The organism is Acinetobacter sp. CAU_H_S139_7 (genome assembly GCF_058599305.1).
Genome location: NZ_CM178651.1, coordinates 701,613 through 717,524, shown reverse-complemented (window position 1 = coordinate 717,524; position 15,912 = coordinate 701,613). Strand labels below are relative to the sequence as shown.

Here is a 15,912-nt window from a genome sequence, read left to right as displayed (position 1 = left end):
CAATCTGTATAAAAAAACCTCAAATTTGAGGTTTTTTGAACTTGTTAGTTGCCTAAATCTGAATACGATTCGTTACTTTGACTGGTAGGAGTGTTTGATTTTTCTGAAGAATACTATTGTAAATATTCACATCGCCTACAGTTTGAATCGATAAAACTAAAGAATATTTAATAGGTGATAACTCTGAAATTTCAGTAGATGCTCCTTGCTCTCTAGCATGATATTTAACATCAAATACTGGATCCTCAAGAGTTGATAATTTGAAACGTTGAGTTCTGGATATTGTTGTTTCCCATTTATGGGCATCTTCTCGTAATTCATCTTCAGTCAGATATAAGCTTTTACTTGAAAAAAATGTTTTTGCATCCGGATGTTGTTGTTCATTACTTTTCTTATTTTGATTAGCTCTAAAAGTAATATCTAACCCTGATCGTGTGTAGTGTAATGGATGCTCAGGATCAGTAATTGCATTGATGCTAAAAGTAGCTTTCAGAATAACCCATGTGCAATCTGCGTCTTTGGGAACGGGAATAGGAATACGTAAGTGTTGATCCGGTTGAAGCTCTCCTTGGAACAGAATGGTCGCTTCATCATCTAAGCACTCTAATACCTCTTCTGGTTTATGAGGCAGTTTTCCCCAGCCGACATCATTCTGTGAGTGCTGTTCTGGCTGCGCTTTATGAATCATTAAGGCCTTAATAGAATTAGTTGTTAATTCAAAATCTGTTAAAGCATCAATACCAGCTGCTACGCGCATCGCAAGGGGAGAAGCAAAACTAGTCCCCATTGTTGAGACAATTGAATGGGTTAGTGGTGAATAAAGATGAAACATTTCTTCTTCACTTCCACCAAATAACACACCATCAGGTTTAATTAGACCAGGACTTCTTCCAGGCCCAGTACAACTATATGGTGCACGTTCCCAGTTTGTACTTTGACTGTTGATTGCACCAATAGCAAGACTATTCACCATGTCACTTGGGGGCTGGATACGACCTAATTCACCTGGTAGATCTCCATCATTTCCAATAGCAATTGTCGCTAAGCAATGCCCATCTTGAAGGTATTGATCTAGTACTGAGGTCCATACATGCACATCATCATCATCAACTGCTATTTGAGGTCCTAAACTCAAATTAATGTACTTATATTTTTTTTCTTTAAGTACAGTTTCAATTCTTGATAGTACATTAAACAAGTCTGGATCATGTTCATCTTCTGGAGACAGAACTCTTACTACATCAACACATGTATAAGGAGTACCTAGTAATGCAGAACCTGGTTCGTATGGCCCGAATAGATAGGTTGAACATACTTCACTGCCATGAGCTAGAAAATGAGGATGGGAGATAGAAATATCATTCGGAATAATTTCGTTTGCTAAATTTCCTAGAAGATGAGTATTCCCTAGACCTCCATCGAATATACATACTTTAAACTTTTCTGAAAGTTGATAATTTTGAGGAAAGGCAAATGACTCTGTTAGTTGTGTTCTCGTTAGATTAGGCTTATTGAAACGTAACTTAGGAATACTTCTTAAAGCACGTAAATGGGAAAACTCAGCAAGCTTTTCTTCAAGACCATGTTCAATAGTTACAGGTAAGAAAGTTAGACCGCCAACAATTTTAGACTTATTTTTTTCTGCATTACCTCCTAGCGTATTAACGTATTTTAAGAAGGCTTCCACAATACTATTCTCGTCTAGAGAAGCATGAATAACTACTTCAAGTTTATTTATTTCTCTAGTTGGATCTAAACTTTTAATCTTTTCTTCTGATTTAAAAGTTTCTACTCTTTCAATAGTCCGAATAAATTCTAGAGCGGTCTGATCTAAATGATTTGCTTCAACATCTTGCAGCATTTTTTGATAGTCAGTTTTTTTACCAGATACATAAATACATGATGTTACAGCAATATCAGGGTGCTTTCGGGTAGCCCAATTATCAGGTGAAATTTTTACAGATTTTGATCCTACATCTTTCATTCCAAATTTTTTAAAAAGCTTACGTGGATAATAAGATTTAGCTAAATATGAAGGGTGTTGAATAAACTTGATTACCACTTCATCATTAGCACATGCCACTGAAGGCTTATTCTCGATTTCCCACATAATTTCTTCTAAATTATGCTGAAATCTTAGTCGGCCTTCTTCTACTGAATATGGGTGTTTTTTATCCCCACCGCCTGTTTTTATATACACTGGATCTGTGATAGTTTCACCATAACCTATCAAGAAATTTTTCATAATTAAGTACTCTCAATTGTTTGTAAAGTGGTAATAATTTTTTTAACTGTTGGTCTGCTTAAGCCAGTTTCTTCAGCGATTTTTCTTTGTGAGAGACCTTTTTTAAATAACTCATGCACCAATTCATTTCTGTCTGTTTTAGAAATACGGTTTTCTGATACGTTAGACATGTTTTCTAAAGGTTGATTTTTTCCTAATAGAATATTGACGAGTGGCTGATCTTTAATAAAGGCTTCTTTTCTGGATAAGTTAAAAGTTCTCTCTATATCGCTGAAAGATTTTTCAGCAAATAATTCACATAGAAGTTTTTTATGAAGTATCAGATCTGGATGTTGTTGCTCAATATATGATTCGATCATTTGCGGAGTCGGATTGCTAAACTTAAGCTGTAAGTCGAATCTACGCCAAATTGCTGGATCGAGTAATTCACTATGATTTGTGGCTGCTATTAATATAGATGATTCAGGCCAATCGTCTAATGTTTGTAAAAGCACAGTTACTAGACGTTTCAACTCTCCGAGTTCTCGCTCGTCATCTCGACGTTTTGCAATAGCATCAAATTCATCTAAAAGCATTACGCAAGGGAACGAGGATGCATAATCAAGGACTGAACGGATATTGCTTCCTGTTTTACCTAGATAACTACTTATAACGGTTGCTAAATCTAAAACAATTAACGGTAGTTCTAATTTATTTGCGAGCCATCTAGCCGACATTGTTTTGCCGACACCAGGTGGACCTTCAAATAGAATAGTTTTAGTTGGTGCTAGCCCAAGTTCCAATAGTTTTTCAATTAGAGAGCGCTCTTTAATTACTTGAAACAATTTACTTTCAATGCTTTCTGAGAGAATTGGTGCTGAGGAAAGTATTACTGGATTTTCAACACGTACTAGCTGTAATCGTGAATCAGTATCAACTGGAAGTATCTTTGAATTGTCTCTTGAGCGTAAAAGGTTTGATTGCAATCTATCAGTAATAAATTGATAAAGTTCTGGATTATCCCCCTTAATTTTAGGAGCAATTTTTTTCAATGCCATTTCGACGGATCTTACATTTCCTGTTAGAGCTGAGTCGATAAGGAGTTGGCTAAGTTTAAGTTCCATTTTGGTAAACTTTTTTAAAATAACAATTGGATTTTAACTTAAAGCTTACCAATTTTGAAATTTTATTTACCGTTATTGGGTTTTATTTTACCATTTTTTTTGTTTTAGCTTAAAGGAAAAAGCTAGATTGGCCTTAATTTCTGTAATTTTATGATCTACTAAACTTTACTTTCTTTATTTGGTTGCTGAAGGTGAGCTAGCCTATAGAACTAGGAGGGGGCGGTATTACTTACATTTGAATATAAGGATATCCCTAATGAAGATTGGATACCCACTACTTAGACAAAAAAGCGTTCAACATTTGATGTGGTAACAGGAAAAAGTGTATATAGGTTTCGATGTGGTAACAGCAAAATTTTGATGTAGTAACATAGTCCATGTATATAAAACAATCAAAAGTGCGGACAAAGCCTATGTTACTCTGTTGCGTAAAGTTATCTGTAAAAACTATTGCATATTAGTAATTGTATGCCGATGAAAGGTTCTTAAATTAGGGAATATATTAGCTTGTTGAGTTTACGCTTAGCGAGACTTAAACAGGATTTCAGCGGACGTTTATGAATCATTCGTTTGAAGCACTCACTTTTCCGCAAACCTTTCTAGTTTATCCATAAATGCATTATGTAAGGCTATAGCTGTGGCATTTGCTTTGCGTTCGTACATATCATGCTTATCAACCATGGTCTGGAATGTCTTTTTGTTTTTATTAAGTGGCTTATAGATCTTTTTAAAGAATGGTACCGCTTCACGATCCAGTGGCCATCCAAGCTTTATTCGCATTCGCTGCATATTAATTCTAGCCACATGTTCTTTATTGCACTGCTGAATAAGGTAGTTAAGTTTTTGGCATTTTCTACATTTGAACTGGCCATCAACTAAATATAGTTTTGCTGCTCTGTTACCACAATCATTACCAGGACATATAAACCAGTACCGGTGATTGCCGTAATTGCATGGTGTAGTAGTTACTCCAATATGCAAACGATGACTGGAACCATTCTGTATAAAGGAGAGAATTAAAGCGCCGTGACGATACTCATAGCCCATAGATGAGCTAATTTCGTTATCTCGTTTCCACCCCCAAGTACCAGAAGTACCATCTACAAATGTGTTGGATCTGGCCATAGTTCGGCTATCTATATTCAAACAATCTTCAACCGTACCCTTACTTTCTCTTTTCATGCATAAAATCCGCAATAATTGCCAAAAAATTCACAGCAGACACCCCTCAATTGCATTTTTAAGGCCATTTTTAGCGTAAAACAGCATAAAAACCACATCAATAGCCCTTATTTATGCATAAGACAGCATATTTTAAGGGGTGTATGTCAAGGTGATTAAAAATCAATTTAATTAATATTAATCAATACATTAGGTTAAAAACCTGCGAAACACGTTGCATTATTTTACTAATGATTTAGGTCAGAATTGAATAAAAAAAAGGTAGCTGAGCAAAGAAAATACATAAAACATAACTATAGATGAGTATATGGGCCTGACATTCATTACTTGATGGGGAGTGATTCTTGTTGTCCCTGTGCAGTGATAATGACCATCCAGCTATCGTGAAAACTTGGTCACATTTGAATACTAGCAAGAACCATTTGATTATTTATCTTGACGAAATGCCACTTTTAAAACCTTACGATAATTGGCTGTAATGCATTATGGGTAAGGCTTTTGGTTGAATGGACAAGCTGTTTTAAATATAGGTCTGTCAAAGTAAATTGCCTGTGTCTTGTATAACAAGATTTAAGCTCTTTTTTACTTCTTTTGTTGTACCTAGCTGTACGGATTTACTTGGACGTACTTGGACAAAACGCTACTTCCAGTAATCATCATAAAAGTGCTGTGATGCTTGATATATAAGGCTCTAAGTGGGATTTCAATGTGTTTTTAAATATAGAACCGTCCAAGTAAATTACACCAGTGTTGTACAACAAAATACACGGCCTTTTTACTTTAAGTTTTTGACGTTCTATGTTGATGGAATGATCAAAATGACCATGGCTTGATGCCATTTAGAATGTGACCAAATTTTTGCTATACGAAATCACTTTTTACCTTGACGTACCTTGACGAAATGCAGTTTCAATAAAATGGCTGTAATGCTTATCTGATAAGACTTTTAGTGTATTGTATAGGTTTTTATGGTGGGGTATTGTCAAGGTAAATTCAGGGTGTGTTGTATAGCTAAATTTCTCTCTTTTCACACGTCTTTTTTGACGAATTAGGGCAACTATTTTCGCTATATCTATAAAGTGCCACATTTGAAATACGAGCCTTTCAGATTTGAAATCCAGAATTTTTTTAGACGTAGTTAGACAGAAGATATTTTTTACCGGGTGCGATTAACTTGCTTTATGCACAACACAGAACTAAATTTATTTTTAGATACAGCTACTTCTGTAGGGCTTTAAAATGACATTACCTAAGTATGACCTAAATTGGTGTAAGAACTACGCAAAACAACATAATGGTGAGTGTTTATCACCTCAATACTTGGGTAGAACTACTAAGCATTTGTATAGATGTGAGAGTGGCCATGAGTTTTATGCGACACCATTTGCACATATACACAAAAAGTCATGGTGCAATGAATGCAGCAACCGAGATACTGCCCATACTTTAGATTTTGTGAAAGAGTATATCGAATCAAAAGGTGGAGCTTTATTTTCTACGGAATATAAGAATGTAAGACAAAAATTAGAGGTCCAATGCGACAAAGGTCATGTTTGGAATCCAACCTTTCAAAATCTATACCATAATAATTCTTGGTGTCCAATATGTTCAGGTATCGGTAGGCGTACTTATGGAAAACGAACTAGAGTTAACCAAGATTCCAATGTATAGTTAAATTATGGTATAGCTTGATATGTTTCACTTATATATTTTTAATATCAAGTCTATCCCTATTGAAATTAATATAAGAGTGGCTTGAATGTTGATATATCAATTAAATTAAGCTTAAAAAGAATCAAAATTTAGAGCACTTTCCATGCTATTGGGTGCTAAAACTTAGCGTAATTTTATATAAACAATATTTTTTAAATGTATGATTTAATTGGTAAATTAATTTACAATATAGAGCTAAAAATGACAGATAATCAAGAGCACAACACTGATGATGTACGCGAAATAATAGCATCTTCTTTGGATATAGCAGAAGAACGAGCTATGTCATTAAAAGAGTTTCAACGTATTTTTAAAACTTTTGGTAGAAACTTAAGTGGCCGTAAGTTTTCGGACTTACAACAAAAATTAGCAGCAATCTATGATTTAGATAAATTAGAAAAGTTACAAGAAAAAATTTCGGATACAGTTAATAGGCATATCTTATTTGATGATAAATTTCTTACTGTTTATCAAGATGTAGAAAATATTAATGAGATTAAAGAAAAACTAGACTCTATTTTTGAAGATTATCAGCCTAATCCTGAACTTGAATCACAAGTTAACAAAAGAACTTTTTATCCATTTCAAAGACATGACATTCGTGAAGATCTGATTATTTCATATCAATTTTCCCAAGTACGAGAGTTAACTGTTAGACAAGAAATTGATACTGATGATTTAAAAGATAGTATTAGCGATTTATATAACTTAGTTTTTGGTTTCAAAACTACCGAATTGAGATGTTTTGATTCAGTTATTCTTGATGAGGAACGAAAAGTATTAATTCTTTTAGTAGACTTAGCTAGAGTTATGCCTAGGAATGAACTTAATGTCATTCATAGCAATTTTTCTCATTTCATAAAAAGAGAGTTGGGTTTAGAAATCATACAAAAATATGATTTCTTAACTGCTCCATTAGATTTATTTCCATGTATTCAAAAATTTTATGACGAGGCTGTTGATAAGATTAGTGGTGTAACTGAAATCTACTTTACAACAACTGAAGGCACGGCTCATCATGAGAAATTACGTGGTGATAGTGTTGATATTAGACAAGTTACATACCATGAATCTGGTGTTGACGGTTTAAAAAATACAGTAGTTGACGGCGTGAAACTTGATGAAACAATTACACCGTATCGGATAAGTAAAAAATACTATGATCGAGATATAGAAATTTCATTAAATAGTAGCTATAACGCTTTAAGTAATATTAATGGTAGCCATCTTTACAATGCATTTGTAATAGGTAGTCGATCTTATGAAGATATTGAGTTTGTTCTCAATAAGTTTTTAACGTTAAGGTAATTTGACAATGACACGCTCTCAATATTTGTTAGAGCTAGAGCAAAATTTAGACTTTCAGTTGAGAGATGTTTCAACTGAAATGTTGAGTGCGTGTCTTAAAATGATTGACTATGTCTCAATTGCGCCCTCTAGAAAAGGCCATCTAACGTTTGTTGACCTTTATAAGCATGTGGATCCATCGATCCCAGAAGATATTTTCTATAGTGCTGTTTTTTTTCTAACAAAAAATAATGTTAATGTTTTAACCCAAAAATATGAAGCTTATAACTCTTTAATTAATAGGTTTGAGACTGTTTCAGATGTTGAAGATGTCAGGGAAATTTTAGATTCAATTGCTAGCGGTGAGTATATTCATCCTTTAAATGGTAATGTGTTGACTGCAGAAGAGTTTAATCAACAAGTATTAACGTATTTCTCCCCATCGCAGTTTTTTGTGAGTAATTTAAATGCTCACTAATCCAAATTTAACAGATCCACGTGTTATTAAATATATAACTCGATTAAATCCAAAGTCATATGAAGAATTCGTAGACTTTCTTTATTCTGATTTGGATGAAATTTTGCGTGAAATCCAAGCTAGTCGAAAAATTATAGTTCAAAAGTATCCTGAAAATGATTCGAATAAAGAAGCACTAAAAGTATTTGAGGATGACATCAACACACAAATAGTTAGAGACTTAAAAATCTTAAGCTATGATGCTGCTCATGATAAATTTGCCAATGGACATGTTGATATTCATGTAGAGCTATCTGGTCATCCCTATAAGTGGTTTGGTGAATCAAAGATATGGAGTGGTGTCACAAAAATTGATGGAGGATTCAAACAGCTTTTAGAAGATTATTCGACTGGGGAGAAAAATGAAAAATGTGGTGGTGTACTAATTTATGCAGTTAATACTACTCATTCGACAAATAAAATTTTAAAAACTTGGTATACCGAATTAGAAGCCACTGGGAATGATCCAGCTCGTAATACAAATTTAGAAGGGCTAAAATTAACTTGGCCAGATGATGATATTAATCTTTTTTATAGCACCCAAATACATCCTCACTCGGGTTTAAAAGACTACAAGGTTAGACATTGTGTTTTAAACCTTAAGTCTGTTCGTACTCCTAAAGATAAGCTTAAGATAGTTAAGAAGCCAAAAAAATAACCTAAAGTAACTGCAACACATCCGCCCTAATCTCTGTTACCTCTCGATCTACGCCGTTTTGGTCTTTCCATTTCCGTGTACGCAATGAACCCTCAATATATGCCTTACTGCCTTTCTTGAGGTACTTACTGGCAACATCCGCTAAACGTCCGTTGGTGGTGATTCTGTGCCACTCTGTAGCCTCTTTACGCTCACCAGTAGTCTTGTCTTTCCAAAACTCAGAAGTTGCTACGCTGAATGTGGTAACGCTTCCACCATTGGGAAATTGTTTAGTTTCAGGGTTACGACCTAATACACCCATGACAGTAACTTTATTTACGTTTGGCATCTTTTACCTATTAAATTTATATATTTTCTTAGAGAGCTTGGCTTAATGGCTTAATTGGTCTGTAATGCTTTTCTAGCAAGGATTTTCACTTAGCCACCCCCCTAAAAAGCCATTGGCATAATGGCTTAATCAGGGTAATTTATTCACTCATTAAGCCACTATGCCACTACACAAAACACTATCTTGCTTAATGGAAAGCCTTTTATAGCAAGGCTTTCAAGGTGATTAAGCCATTAAGCCACCATTTCTAGTAAAATAGGGTTAATTAAGATGTGTCGAACCTTTGATATTTCCTCTATCTTTAAATAGTGGCTGTCTATCAGTTCCTCTAAAACTGGCTCTAATTTCTGCTTACTGCCACGCATTGGACGAGGGCAACTATTCATAAAAGAAGAATAGGCAAGTTTGTCTATTTTCTTGTTAGTACAGTACTTAGCGAACCACTTAATCAACCGCTCAGCATCACTTTCCGTTTTGACTTCAATATCTGCATACATCGCCCATTCATTCAGTGAGTGCTTAACGACCTCACAAGCCCCTGTTAAGGTCTTGGCATCAATCCATTGTAATCCCTCAAAATAAGCAAATACGGTAGCTAAGCGCCGTGCTAATTGACTGGCACGACTGGCAAATGCTTGTAGGTATTCGTAGCGCTTACCTTTGCCCTGTAGTTCCTCAAACATGTTGTAGAACGATGCATCTATATCCCTTGCTTCATCATTCATGGGAATGACATAGCGTCCATTATGAAGTTCTTGCCCGCCTTGTGGTCTAGGGCAGTCATCAAGCAAGTATTCGCACCGTGTCCAGTAAGCGATAAGCCTATGGTCATGATTGGCATTCTTAGATCGGTAGATGGCATCTTGGAGGCGTGTCCCTGCCAAGTTCTCAGGGATGGTTAAAATGAATCGTGGTAAAAAGCCTTGTCCCCTTAACACTGGGTCTTTCAAGGCATCCGATAAAACCTCATGTTGTCCCTGTAGGTTAAAGGTCAATCGAACGTCATAAGCACGACCACTACCGTTTAAATTGGATTTGGAGCGAGTACGTTCCACAAAACCATCATCAAATAGCTTGGCATAGCCTCCTATGGCTTGGGTACGTGTATCTCCTTTCATGGTATAGCCACCAAAGAATTGACCCGCCTCATCACTGGCAATGGATGCATTATTTAATATGCCATCCACATATAGCCCTGCAATAGATTCTAAAGTGATGTCACTGTATAGGGTGCTAGGGTCATGTGGTGGGGGATTCTCTGCGCTATAGGCTTCTTTATCCTTTTTATTCAAAGAGGCTTGTCCGCTTTTCCATTGTTCAAGGTCACGGCGGTATAGCTCATACTGTTTACGCTCATGCTGAATAATGGCCTTGTCTGCCATATTACGACTGGTACTTTTACGGCTTCCGCTTTGCCCCTCAGTGAGTAGATATAAACTACATGGCTCACCTTGAGGGTTGAATGGATGAGGTGCATTTACGTGGGCTTGAGCGATATGTGACATAGCCCCTATGACGCATTGAGCTGTCATTCCAATTGGCGCTTGTACATGCTCGGCAATCGCAATAACGGCATCCCTTGCCAGTGGTGGTAATGCATGGATTGGATAAGCGCTATTTACGGACGTTTCAGCCTGTACCAATGGTAAGAGTTCACCCCATTGATTAGGGGGCGATAAAAGCTTGATAGATTCATCAATGAAGATGGCCACATCCTCTATATCATCATCCTTGTACAGTTCGACCAGGTAATCATTTTTAATGCCTTGCTCATCAATCACGATATGCTGATTCAGCAAGCGAAGCGCCGTGTCATGCTCCAGCTTTTGAAATCCCTCGAGCTGGATATGCTCGGGGCGTACTGGCATATAGAGCTTGGTATGGCCTGCCTTTGAAAGCTGATTAATAACAAACTGCATTTGTTCAAAATCAAAGGGCTTAAACTCAATATGTTGAGCATCACATAGGCTCGGCAAGATGACCAATGCCACGGCGTAGCCTGTTTGGGCAATCTTAAAGAATGCCTCTAGGTTATAGGTGATGATGACAGGTTGGGCATGGTCGAAATCACCATACCTTGCAAAACCTTTGGCCAATCCATCGGGAATGATTTGAACCTGTTGTTTGTCCTGTAGCACAGCACATTGCACAAGATTTAATTGCCCATCATAGATAGGTAGAATTAAAGGATTCTCATAGCTCACGCCGTTTATATCTACATTGCATTGGTCAACATAGATCGGCTGTGATGGATGGCCAAAACGTTCAATGATGGGATGATTGATATATGCATCATCCGATGGATTAAATACCGTGCAATTTGCTAAAATTGAATCGGGTTTGATGGAGGTGGTGATATTCATAGTATCACCGCCTTTTTATTTGCATCCCATTCAGCTTGATAGCCTTCACACTGTAAATCATGGTCATTGGCAAACGATTCAGAAAGATATTGAGCAACTTCTAAAAGCTCTTTATTGTGAAAAGTTTTATCTGTTTTATTGTTTCTAATGACTGTACTTACTAAGGCACTTACCCATGATAAATGCTGTTTAGCAAGTAAATGCACGTCTGCCATATCGCCAGCATCATAGTTCTTAGGCGTGTTTTGAGGTTTATTTTGAGTAGACATAATCACACTCCCCATACTTGTTTAAGCATTGAAGATATGCGTTTGCCTAGGCTTGGCTTATGTGCAAAGTCGGCAGATTGAATGCGTTGGCGTGTAATTTGATGGATATTAGGCATGATTAATGCGCTCCTAACGATGGTTTAGAAGCCTTGCCATTCACGACCAAGTGAGGGTGGCAAAGCTGAAAAGGGTTGGTCGACAGGCTCGTTAGAAAACCTGCACATCCGAGGATGTCCCTCTCCAGCTTCACCATAAAGATGCGAACGCATAGAGATATTACGCATAAAAAAAGCCCTGAGCGGACTATATGCGCTAACGAGTTGTAGCCGACCAAGGCTAACTTTGAGATTTTGCCCAAAGCCCGATTAATATAACCATACTTGGGCATGTTAGCAATATCGAATAAATTGTTTTTCATGCTTCTGCCCCTCTCAAGTAAGCATCAATAAGCTGCTGTAAGCTCTCCCCATGCAGCACCACAACGCCAGTAGCTTGAGGGTTTTGCATAAGTTGCTTCATACCGTCATCAATGGCCTGAACTCCACCGCCTACGGTGATTAGTTCGATAAAACTATAAGCCTCATTGTTTAAGATTAAATCTGCCTCAATATCTGCCTCGGTGTTAGTGCGATATGAAGCCAGTACAATGTCTTTCATGCTTCCCCCTCATTGCACACGGTTGATATGAATATCTGAATTAATCAAAACGCCATCATTTGATAATCCGACTTGCTGGCGGTTATCCATCATCTGCAATAACTGTTGCTCTGCATCTTCAACACTCATGCCGAAATGCTTGGCAATATCCTCAAGGCTGTACATGGGTTCACCCTCATCGGTGTATCCGCTTACTGGTGGCAATAGGCTTAATTCCTTAGCCTTTTGGTGCATTTCCGCTTTGATATGTTCAGGCGTGTAATGCAGTGTGAGCATGAGTGCTTGCTCAGTGATGGGGTGGTCATCGCCGTACTGTTTAACCATATTTTTATAGTGGTCAAAGGCTTGGAAAAATTCAGGGGGTGTATGAGTTTTCACTGTACTACCCCCTCAAAAGTAAGTTGTAAATTGGCTTTGCATGTGTCGATACGCACGGCGTTTAAATGCTTTTCATGTTTACGGCGGTGCATACCAAGACTGTGAAATGTGCCTTTTTCCTTGGATACTTTTTCTTGCATACAAAGTCGGTTTAATTCATCAAAAGCAGTTTGTCTTGCTGAATATGAGCCTGTCTTGCGAATAGTCGGCAGTACCTCTGCAAATACCCAGTTTTGGAAGTTGAGAGCTTCCTTTTTATTAGATCGGAAGATAACTCGATATAAATTCGGCTCATTAATAAATTTGAGTTTTTGAATACCGCCATTTGTAGGGGTGTGGTAATCCGACACACCCTTTGGATCTAATGCGCCATTTCGCTTAGGGGTTTCGTTTTTAACGTCCCCCCTTTGAATCTGTAATAAATCCGATGATCTTGAAATGTCTAAAACCTTACATACATCAGTTAAACAAAACCACGGTTCTTGATTATCATCTAGGACCACTCGAACGCCGTGTTCATTAAAATTAAAAATAGATGGGTTCATGCTTGCACCTCTCTAAGCTCATAACGTGCATGTGTGCCTTTGTTATTCAGGTTTGGCTCTTGATGGGTCACGATGTCGTAACCTTGCTTACGTAGGCGCTCTACAACGGCACTGAGGCGGAAACAATCAAAATGGTGAATCGCCTCTGCCTGTGAAAGGGTCTTACCTTGTTTGAGATGGTTTAAAACTTGGGTTTGATGATTTGTACTCATGCCTTGCCCCCTAGAGTGATGTCATCGAGTAGGGTTGAGAGGTGATGCATTGCCTGTTGTTCTGTATCCAGCATCTGCACAATTTGCTTAGGTGAAATGTGGACTGCTTTGAGGCGTGTAGGGCGGATGTACTCGGCAAGGGCATCAATGCGCTTTTTAACAAGCTCTGCATACTCCATTGATTCATCAATGCCAGCTTTCATACTGCGCTGATAATTGGTATCCAATACGCCGTATAGGTCATTTAAAGTGGCTGAGGTTTCTTTTAACTGGTCATGATTAGTCGTAGTCACTAAATCACGGTTATAGACATCCTTTGCCACGGCGTTTAGTTGCCGACTAGCATTTAGCGCAATGGCTTTGATTTGAGTTTTAGTCATGGATTAAGCCTCCAATACTGCAAGGCTTTGCTTTTGACCGTTATGCCACGCTACAAGCTCAGCATAGTCGAAATAGACTGAGGCCTGTTTGCTCTCCCCTGTCTTAATTGGTCGGGGAAATGAGGCATCAGTGCGCACGATATGGCGTAATGATTCACGGCTTACGTCTAATAGTTCACAAGCTGTTTTAAATTGAACACGAATTGGTTTGATAGTCATAATTAAACCCACATATACAAAAATATAGTGGGCTTAGTATGTTTTTGATTTTAATTACTTTGTTCTAGTTAGAATCATTCCAATTCTAGTTAGAATGACTTTCATTCTAGTTAGAATCTCTAGCCTTTTTTAGCCAATCTGCGACCGTGTGCTTACTTGGAATCTCTTTATTATTTTGATCTGCATATGCTTCCAATACATTGAATGCTGAGAATGGCTCAGGGGGCAAGTCAGCCATTTGGGATAAGATCGAAATAATTCTTAGAATATTATTTCTTTGTCTTGAATTAGGGATTTCCTGTTCTGGACTTAATTGAACATCAGAATCTATTGGCTTGGGTTGAGCAGCTTCAAGTTCTGTAATTCTAGCTTTTAGCTGGTTGGTTTCAGATAGCGAGGATTGATTATCTAAAATGAGTAATGATGACTGAAGTTTCTCTTGCTCTAACTCACTTTCGAGCTGCTTGAGTTCTTTTAACAGTTGAGCGCGTTCTTTTTGATAACTTTCTGGTGAGGCATATCCAATTGATGGGTCTCCATATCTTGGCAGAATTAATAATGATTGATTGTCGTTAAAACCACTAATTACATGATTACGCTCATATAGAAATCGCTGCAATGATACTCTTGGTATCATGCCATCATCTTCAATATCTAGATTATTTGCTCTGATACCATTTTCGATAACCTTTACAGCTTGAATATGCTCACCATATCTCCATGCATCATAAGTGAAATCACCGCTATCTACATAAGCCTGTATTTTCTCGGGCTCATCAAAAGAAATAAAACAAGCTGACTCGATAACTGTAAAATAATCATTCATAGCCAAAATTTTGATATGAAGTGGTATCTGATTTTCTATTTGCTTTAAAGTATTTTCTTTTGGATCTTTGATTAGCCCAGATTCATTTAAGTAGTTCGTAATGCTATCTTCAAATAGTTCATAATCATCTATCTTTAAATCAGGCACATCATCTTTCAATATATTTAAATATTGAGCATCCCAAATATTGCTATTTGATTGACTGCTTTTAGGTGAGAAATCATTAAAACCCTTGATAATAATTTGATTCTCAAAAAAAAGTTTCTTCAAATCATCTCTTTTTATTTCAAAGCCCTTATCAAAATTACACTCAAAAAAGCCAAGACTTGATAAGACAAAATCATCTATAAGATTGTATTTTTTAGCACTACCAGGCATATATGAAGAGATACCATTTTTTAGTAGTTTTTTTACATCAATATCAGAAAAAAGCTCTTTTGATTCAAATTCTTTTGAATCAAAAGAGGTGTGTTGAGCAATAATTTTGATATCTTGGACACGAAAATAGAAATCAAGAGACAAGTTTTTTATTAACTCCAAATTATAAAGTTCTTTTCTTTTCCAGTATGTATTCTCTAAATTTTCTGGTAAATCATTACCACTAAAAGTAAAAGCATCTTTATATACTTCATTATCAGCTAAATTAGAAAGTATAGAATTGGTGTATTGAAATACCCCCCAATTCCAATCATCATTAGAATGGATAGAATAGTATTTATCAGCATCATAGGTTGGAATGTTGGTTTCAACACTTTGACTGATCAAGAAAGTTGCAACATAACTTAAAGGTGTTTGTTGTGTAGTAGAAATTAACTCTAAGGTTTCTTTAACCGAAATATATTCTTGTAGATTTTTTTTCGCTAATTCTATTAATTTCAATTTCTATGCCTCCCACGGCCCCAAAGAAATAGCTAAGCCAATCAAATTGGGTATTCGACTTTCGGGAGCAAACCTAGACTTAGCAAACTGAATATAAACGATATTTAATTATATTTGTGTATGTTTGGGTAAGTAGTAAGACAACCTATGT

15 protein-coding genes and 2 pseudogenes are annotated in these 15,912 nt (G+C 36.8%); 3 read left to right on the top strand and 14 right to left on the bottom strand.

The genetic code is table 11. The annotated features are described in order from the left end of the window. Nucleotides 1–52 precede the first annotated feature (52 nt). The 3 genes from AC4MC0_RS03515 to AC4MC0_RS03505 form a co-directional block, all read right to left on the bottom strand. Nucleotides 53–2,245 (bottom strand): S8 family peptidase, encoded by a 2,193-nt coding sequence (locus AC4MC0_RS03515; RefSeq protein ID WP_234965374.1) that lies wholly within the window; start codon nt 2,243–2,245, stop codon nt 53–55. A gap of 2 nt (nt 2,246–2,247) precedes the next feature. Next, nucleotides 2,248–3,348 (bottom strand): AAA family ATPase, encoded by a 1,101-nt coding sequence (locus AC4MC0_RS03510; protein WP_234965373.1) that lies wholly within the window; start codon nt 3,346–3,348, stop codon nt 2,248–2,250. A 579-nt stretch (nt 3,349–3,927) separates the two neighbouring features. After that, complete coding sequence (locus tag AC4MC0_RS03505) at nt 3,928–4,530, bottom strand: hypothetical protein (RefSeq protein WP_335999667.1); 603 nt, start codon at nt 4,528–4,530, stop codon at nt 3,928–3,930. A gap of 1,914 nt (nt 4,531–6,444) precedes the next feature. On the opposite strand from AC4MC0_RS03505, the gene AC4MC0_RS03500 reads away from it, so the two are divergent. Genes AC4MC0_RS03500 through AC4MC0_RS03490 form a run of 3 tightly spaced genes read left to right on the top strand, consistent with a single transcriptional unit; the run spans nt 6,445 to nt 8,705 of the window. Then, nucleotides 6,445–7,551, top strand: a complete 1,107-nt coding sequence (locus AC4MC0_RS03500; RefSeq protein WP_335999665.1) for a hypothetical protein — start codon at nt 6,445–6,447, stop codon at nt 7,549–7,551. Between the two features lie 7 nt (nt 7,552–7,558). Continuing rightward, complete coding sequence (locus AC4MC0_RS03495) at nt 7,559–8,008, top strand: hypothetical protein (protein WP_335999663.1); 450 nt, start codon at nt 7,559–7,561, stop codon at nt 8,006–8,008. Continuing rightward, entirely contained in the window at nt 7,998–8,705 is a 708-nt protein-coding gene (locus AC4MC0_RS03490; RefSeq protein ID WP_335999661.1) for a hypothetical protein, read from the top strand. The genes AC4MC0_RS03495 and AC4MC0_RS03490 overlap by 11 nt, the downstream gene beginning before the upstream one ends. Nucleotides 8,706–8,709: 4 nt before the next feature. Here AC4MC0_RS03490 and ssb read toward each other — a convergent pair. From ssb to AC4MC0_RS03435, 11 genes and pseudogenes are all read right to left on the bottom strand, one after another. Further along, nucleotides 8,710–9,033 (bottom strand): annotated as a pseudogene (gene ssb / locus AC4MC0_RS03485) (single-stranded DNA-binding protein); the annotation flags it as partial. A 233-nt stretch (nt 9,034–9,266) separates the two neighbouring features. Beyond that, entirely contained in the window at nt 9,267–11,396 is a 2,130-nt protein-coding gene (locus AC4MC0_RS03480) for a DUF3987 domain-containing protein (RefSeq protein ID WP_335999659.1), read from the bottom strand. Next, complete coding sequence (locus AC4MC0_RS03475) at nt 11,393–11,665, bottom strand: hypothetical protein (RefSeq protein WP_335999657.1); 273 nt, start codon at nt 11,663–11,665, stop codon at nt 11,393–11,395. The genes AC4MC0_RS03480 and AC4MC0_RS03475 overlap by 4 nt, the downstream gene beginning before the upstream one ends. A 118-nt stretch (nt 11,666–11,783) precedes the next feature. Then, a pseudogene (locus AC4MC0_RS03470) lies at nt 11,784–12,083 on the bottom strand (hypothetical protein). Beyond that, nucleotides 12,080–12,322, bottom strand: a complete 243-nt coding sequence (locus tag AC4MC0_RS03465; RefSeq protein ID WP_335999655.1) for a hypothetical protein — start codon at nt 12,320–12,322, stop codon at nt 12,080–12,082. Before AC4MC0_RS03465 ends, AC4MC0_RS03470 begins: the two are co-directional and overlap by 4 nt. A 9-nt stretch (nt 12,323–12,331) precedes the next feature. After that, entirely contained in the window at nt 12,332–12,646 is a 315-nt protein-coding gene (locus AC4MC0_RS03460) for a hypothetical protein (RefSeq protein WP_335999675.1), read from the bottom strand. 50 nt (nt 12,647–12,696) lie between these two features. Next, entirely contained in the window at nt 12,697–13,245 is a 549-nt protein-coding gene (locus AC4MC0_RS03455) for a BRO-N domain-containing protein (RefSeq protein WP_335999653.1), read from the bottom strand. Next, nucleotides 13,242–13,457, bottom strand: a complete 216-nt coding sequence (locus AC4MC0_RS03450) for a helix-turn-helix domain-containing protein (RefSeq protein WP_335999651.1) — start codon at nt 13,455–13,457, stop codon at nt 13,242–13,244. Before AC4MC0_RS03450 ends, AC4MC0_RS03455 begins: the two co-directional genes overlap by 4 nt. Then, a complete protein-coding gene (locus AC4MC0_RS03445; protein WP_335999649.1) occupies nt 13,454–13,837 on the bottom strand; it encodes a hypothetical protein in 384 nt (127 codons plus the stop codon). Before AC4MC0_RS03445 ends, AC4MC0_RS03450 begins: the two co-directional genes overlap by 4 nt. 3 nt (nt 13,838–13,840) lie before the next feature. Beyond that, on the bottom strand, nt 13,841–14,056 hold the full coding sequence (locus tag AC4MC0_RS03440) for a transcriptional regulator (RefSeq protein ID WP_086178505.1): 216 nt from the start codon (nt 14,054–14,056) through the stop codon (nt 13,841–13,843). A 106-nt stretch (nt 14,057–14,162) separates the two neighbouring features. After that, nucleotides 14,163–15,761, bottom strand: coding sequence for a hypothetical protein (locus AC4MC0_RS03435; protein ID WP_491887283.1), 1,599 nt, complete (start codon nt 15,759–15,761; stop codon nt 14,163–14,165). Nucleotides 15,762–15,912 lie beyond the last annotated feature (151 nt).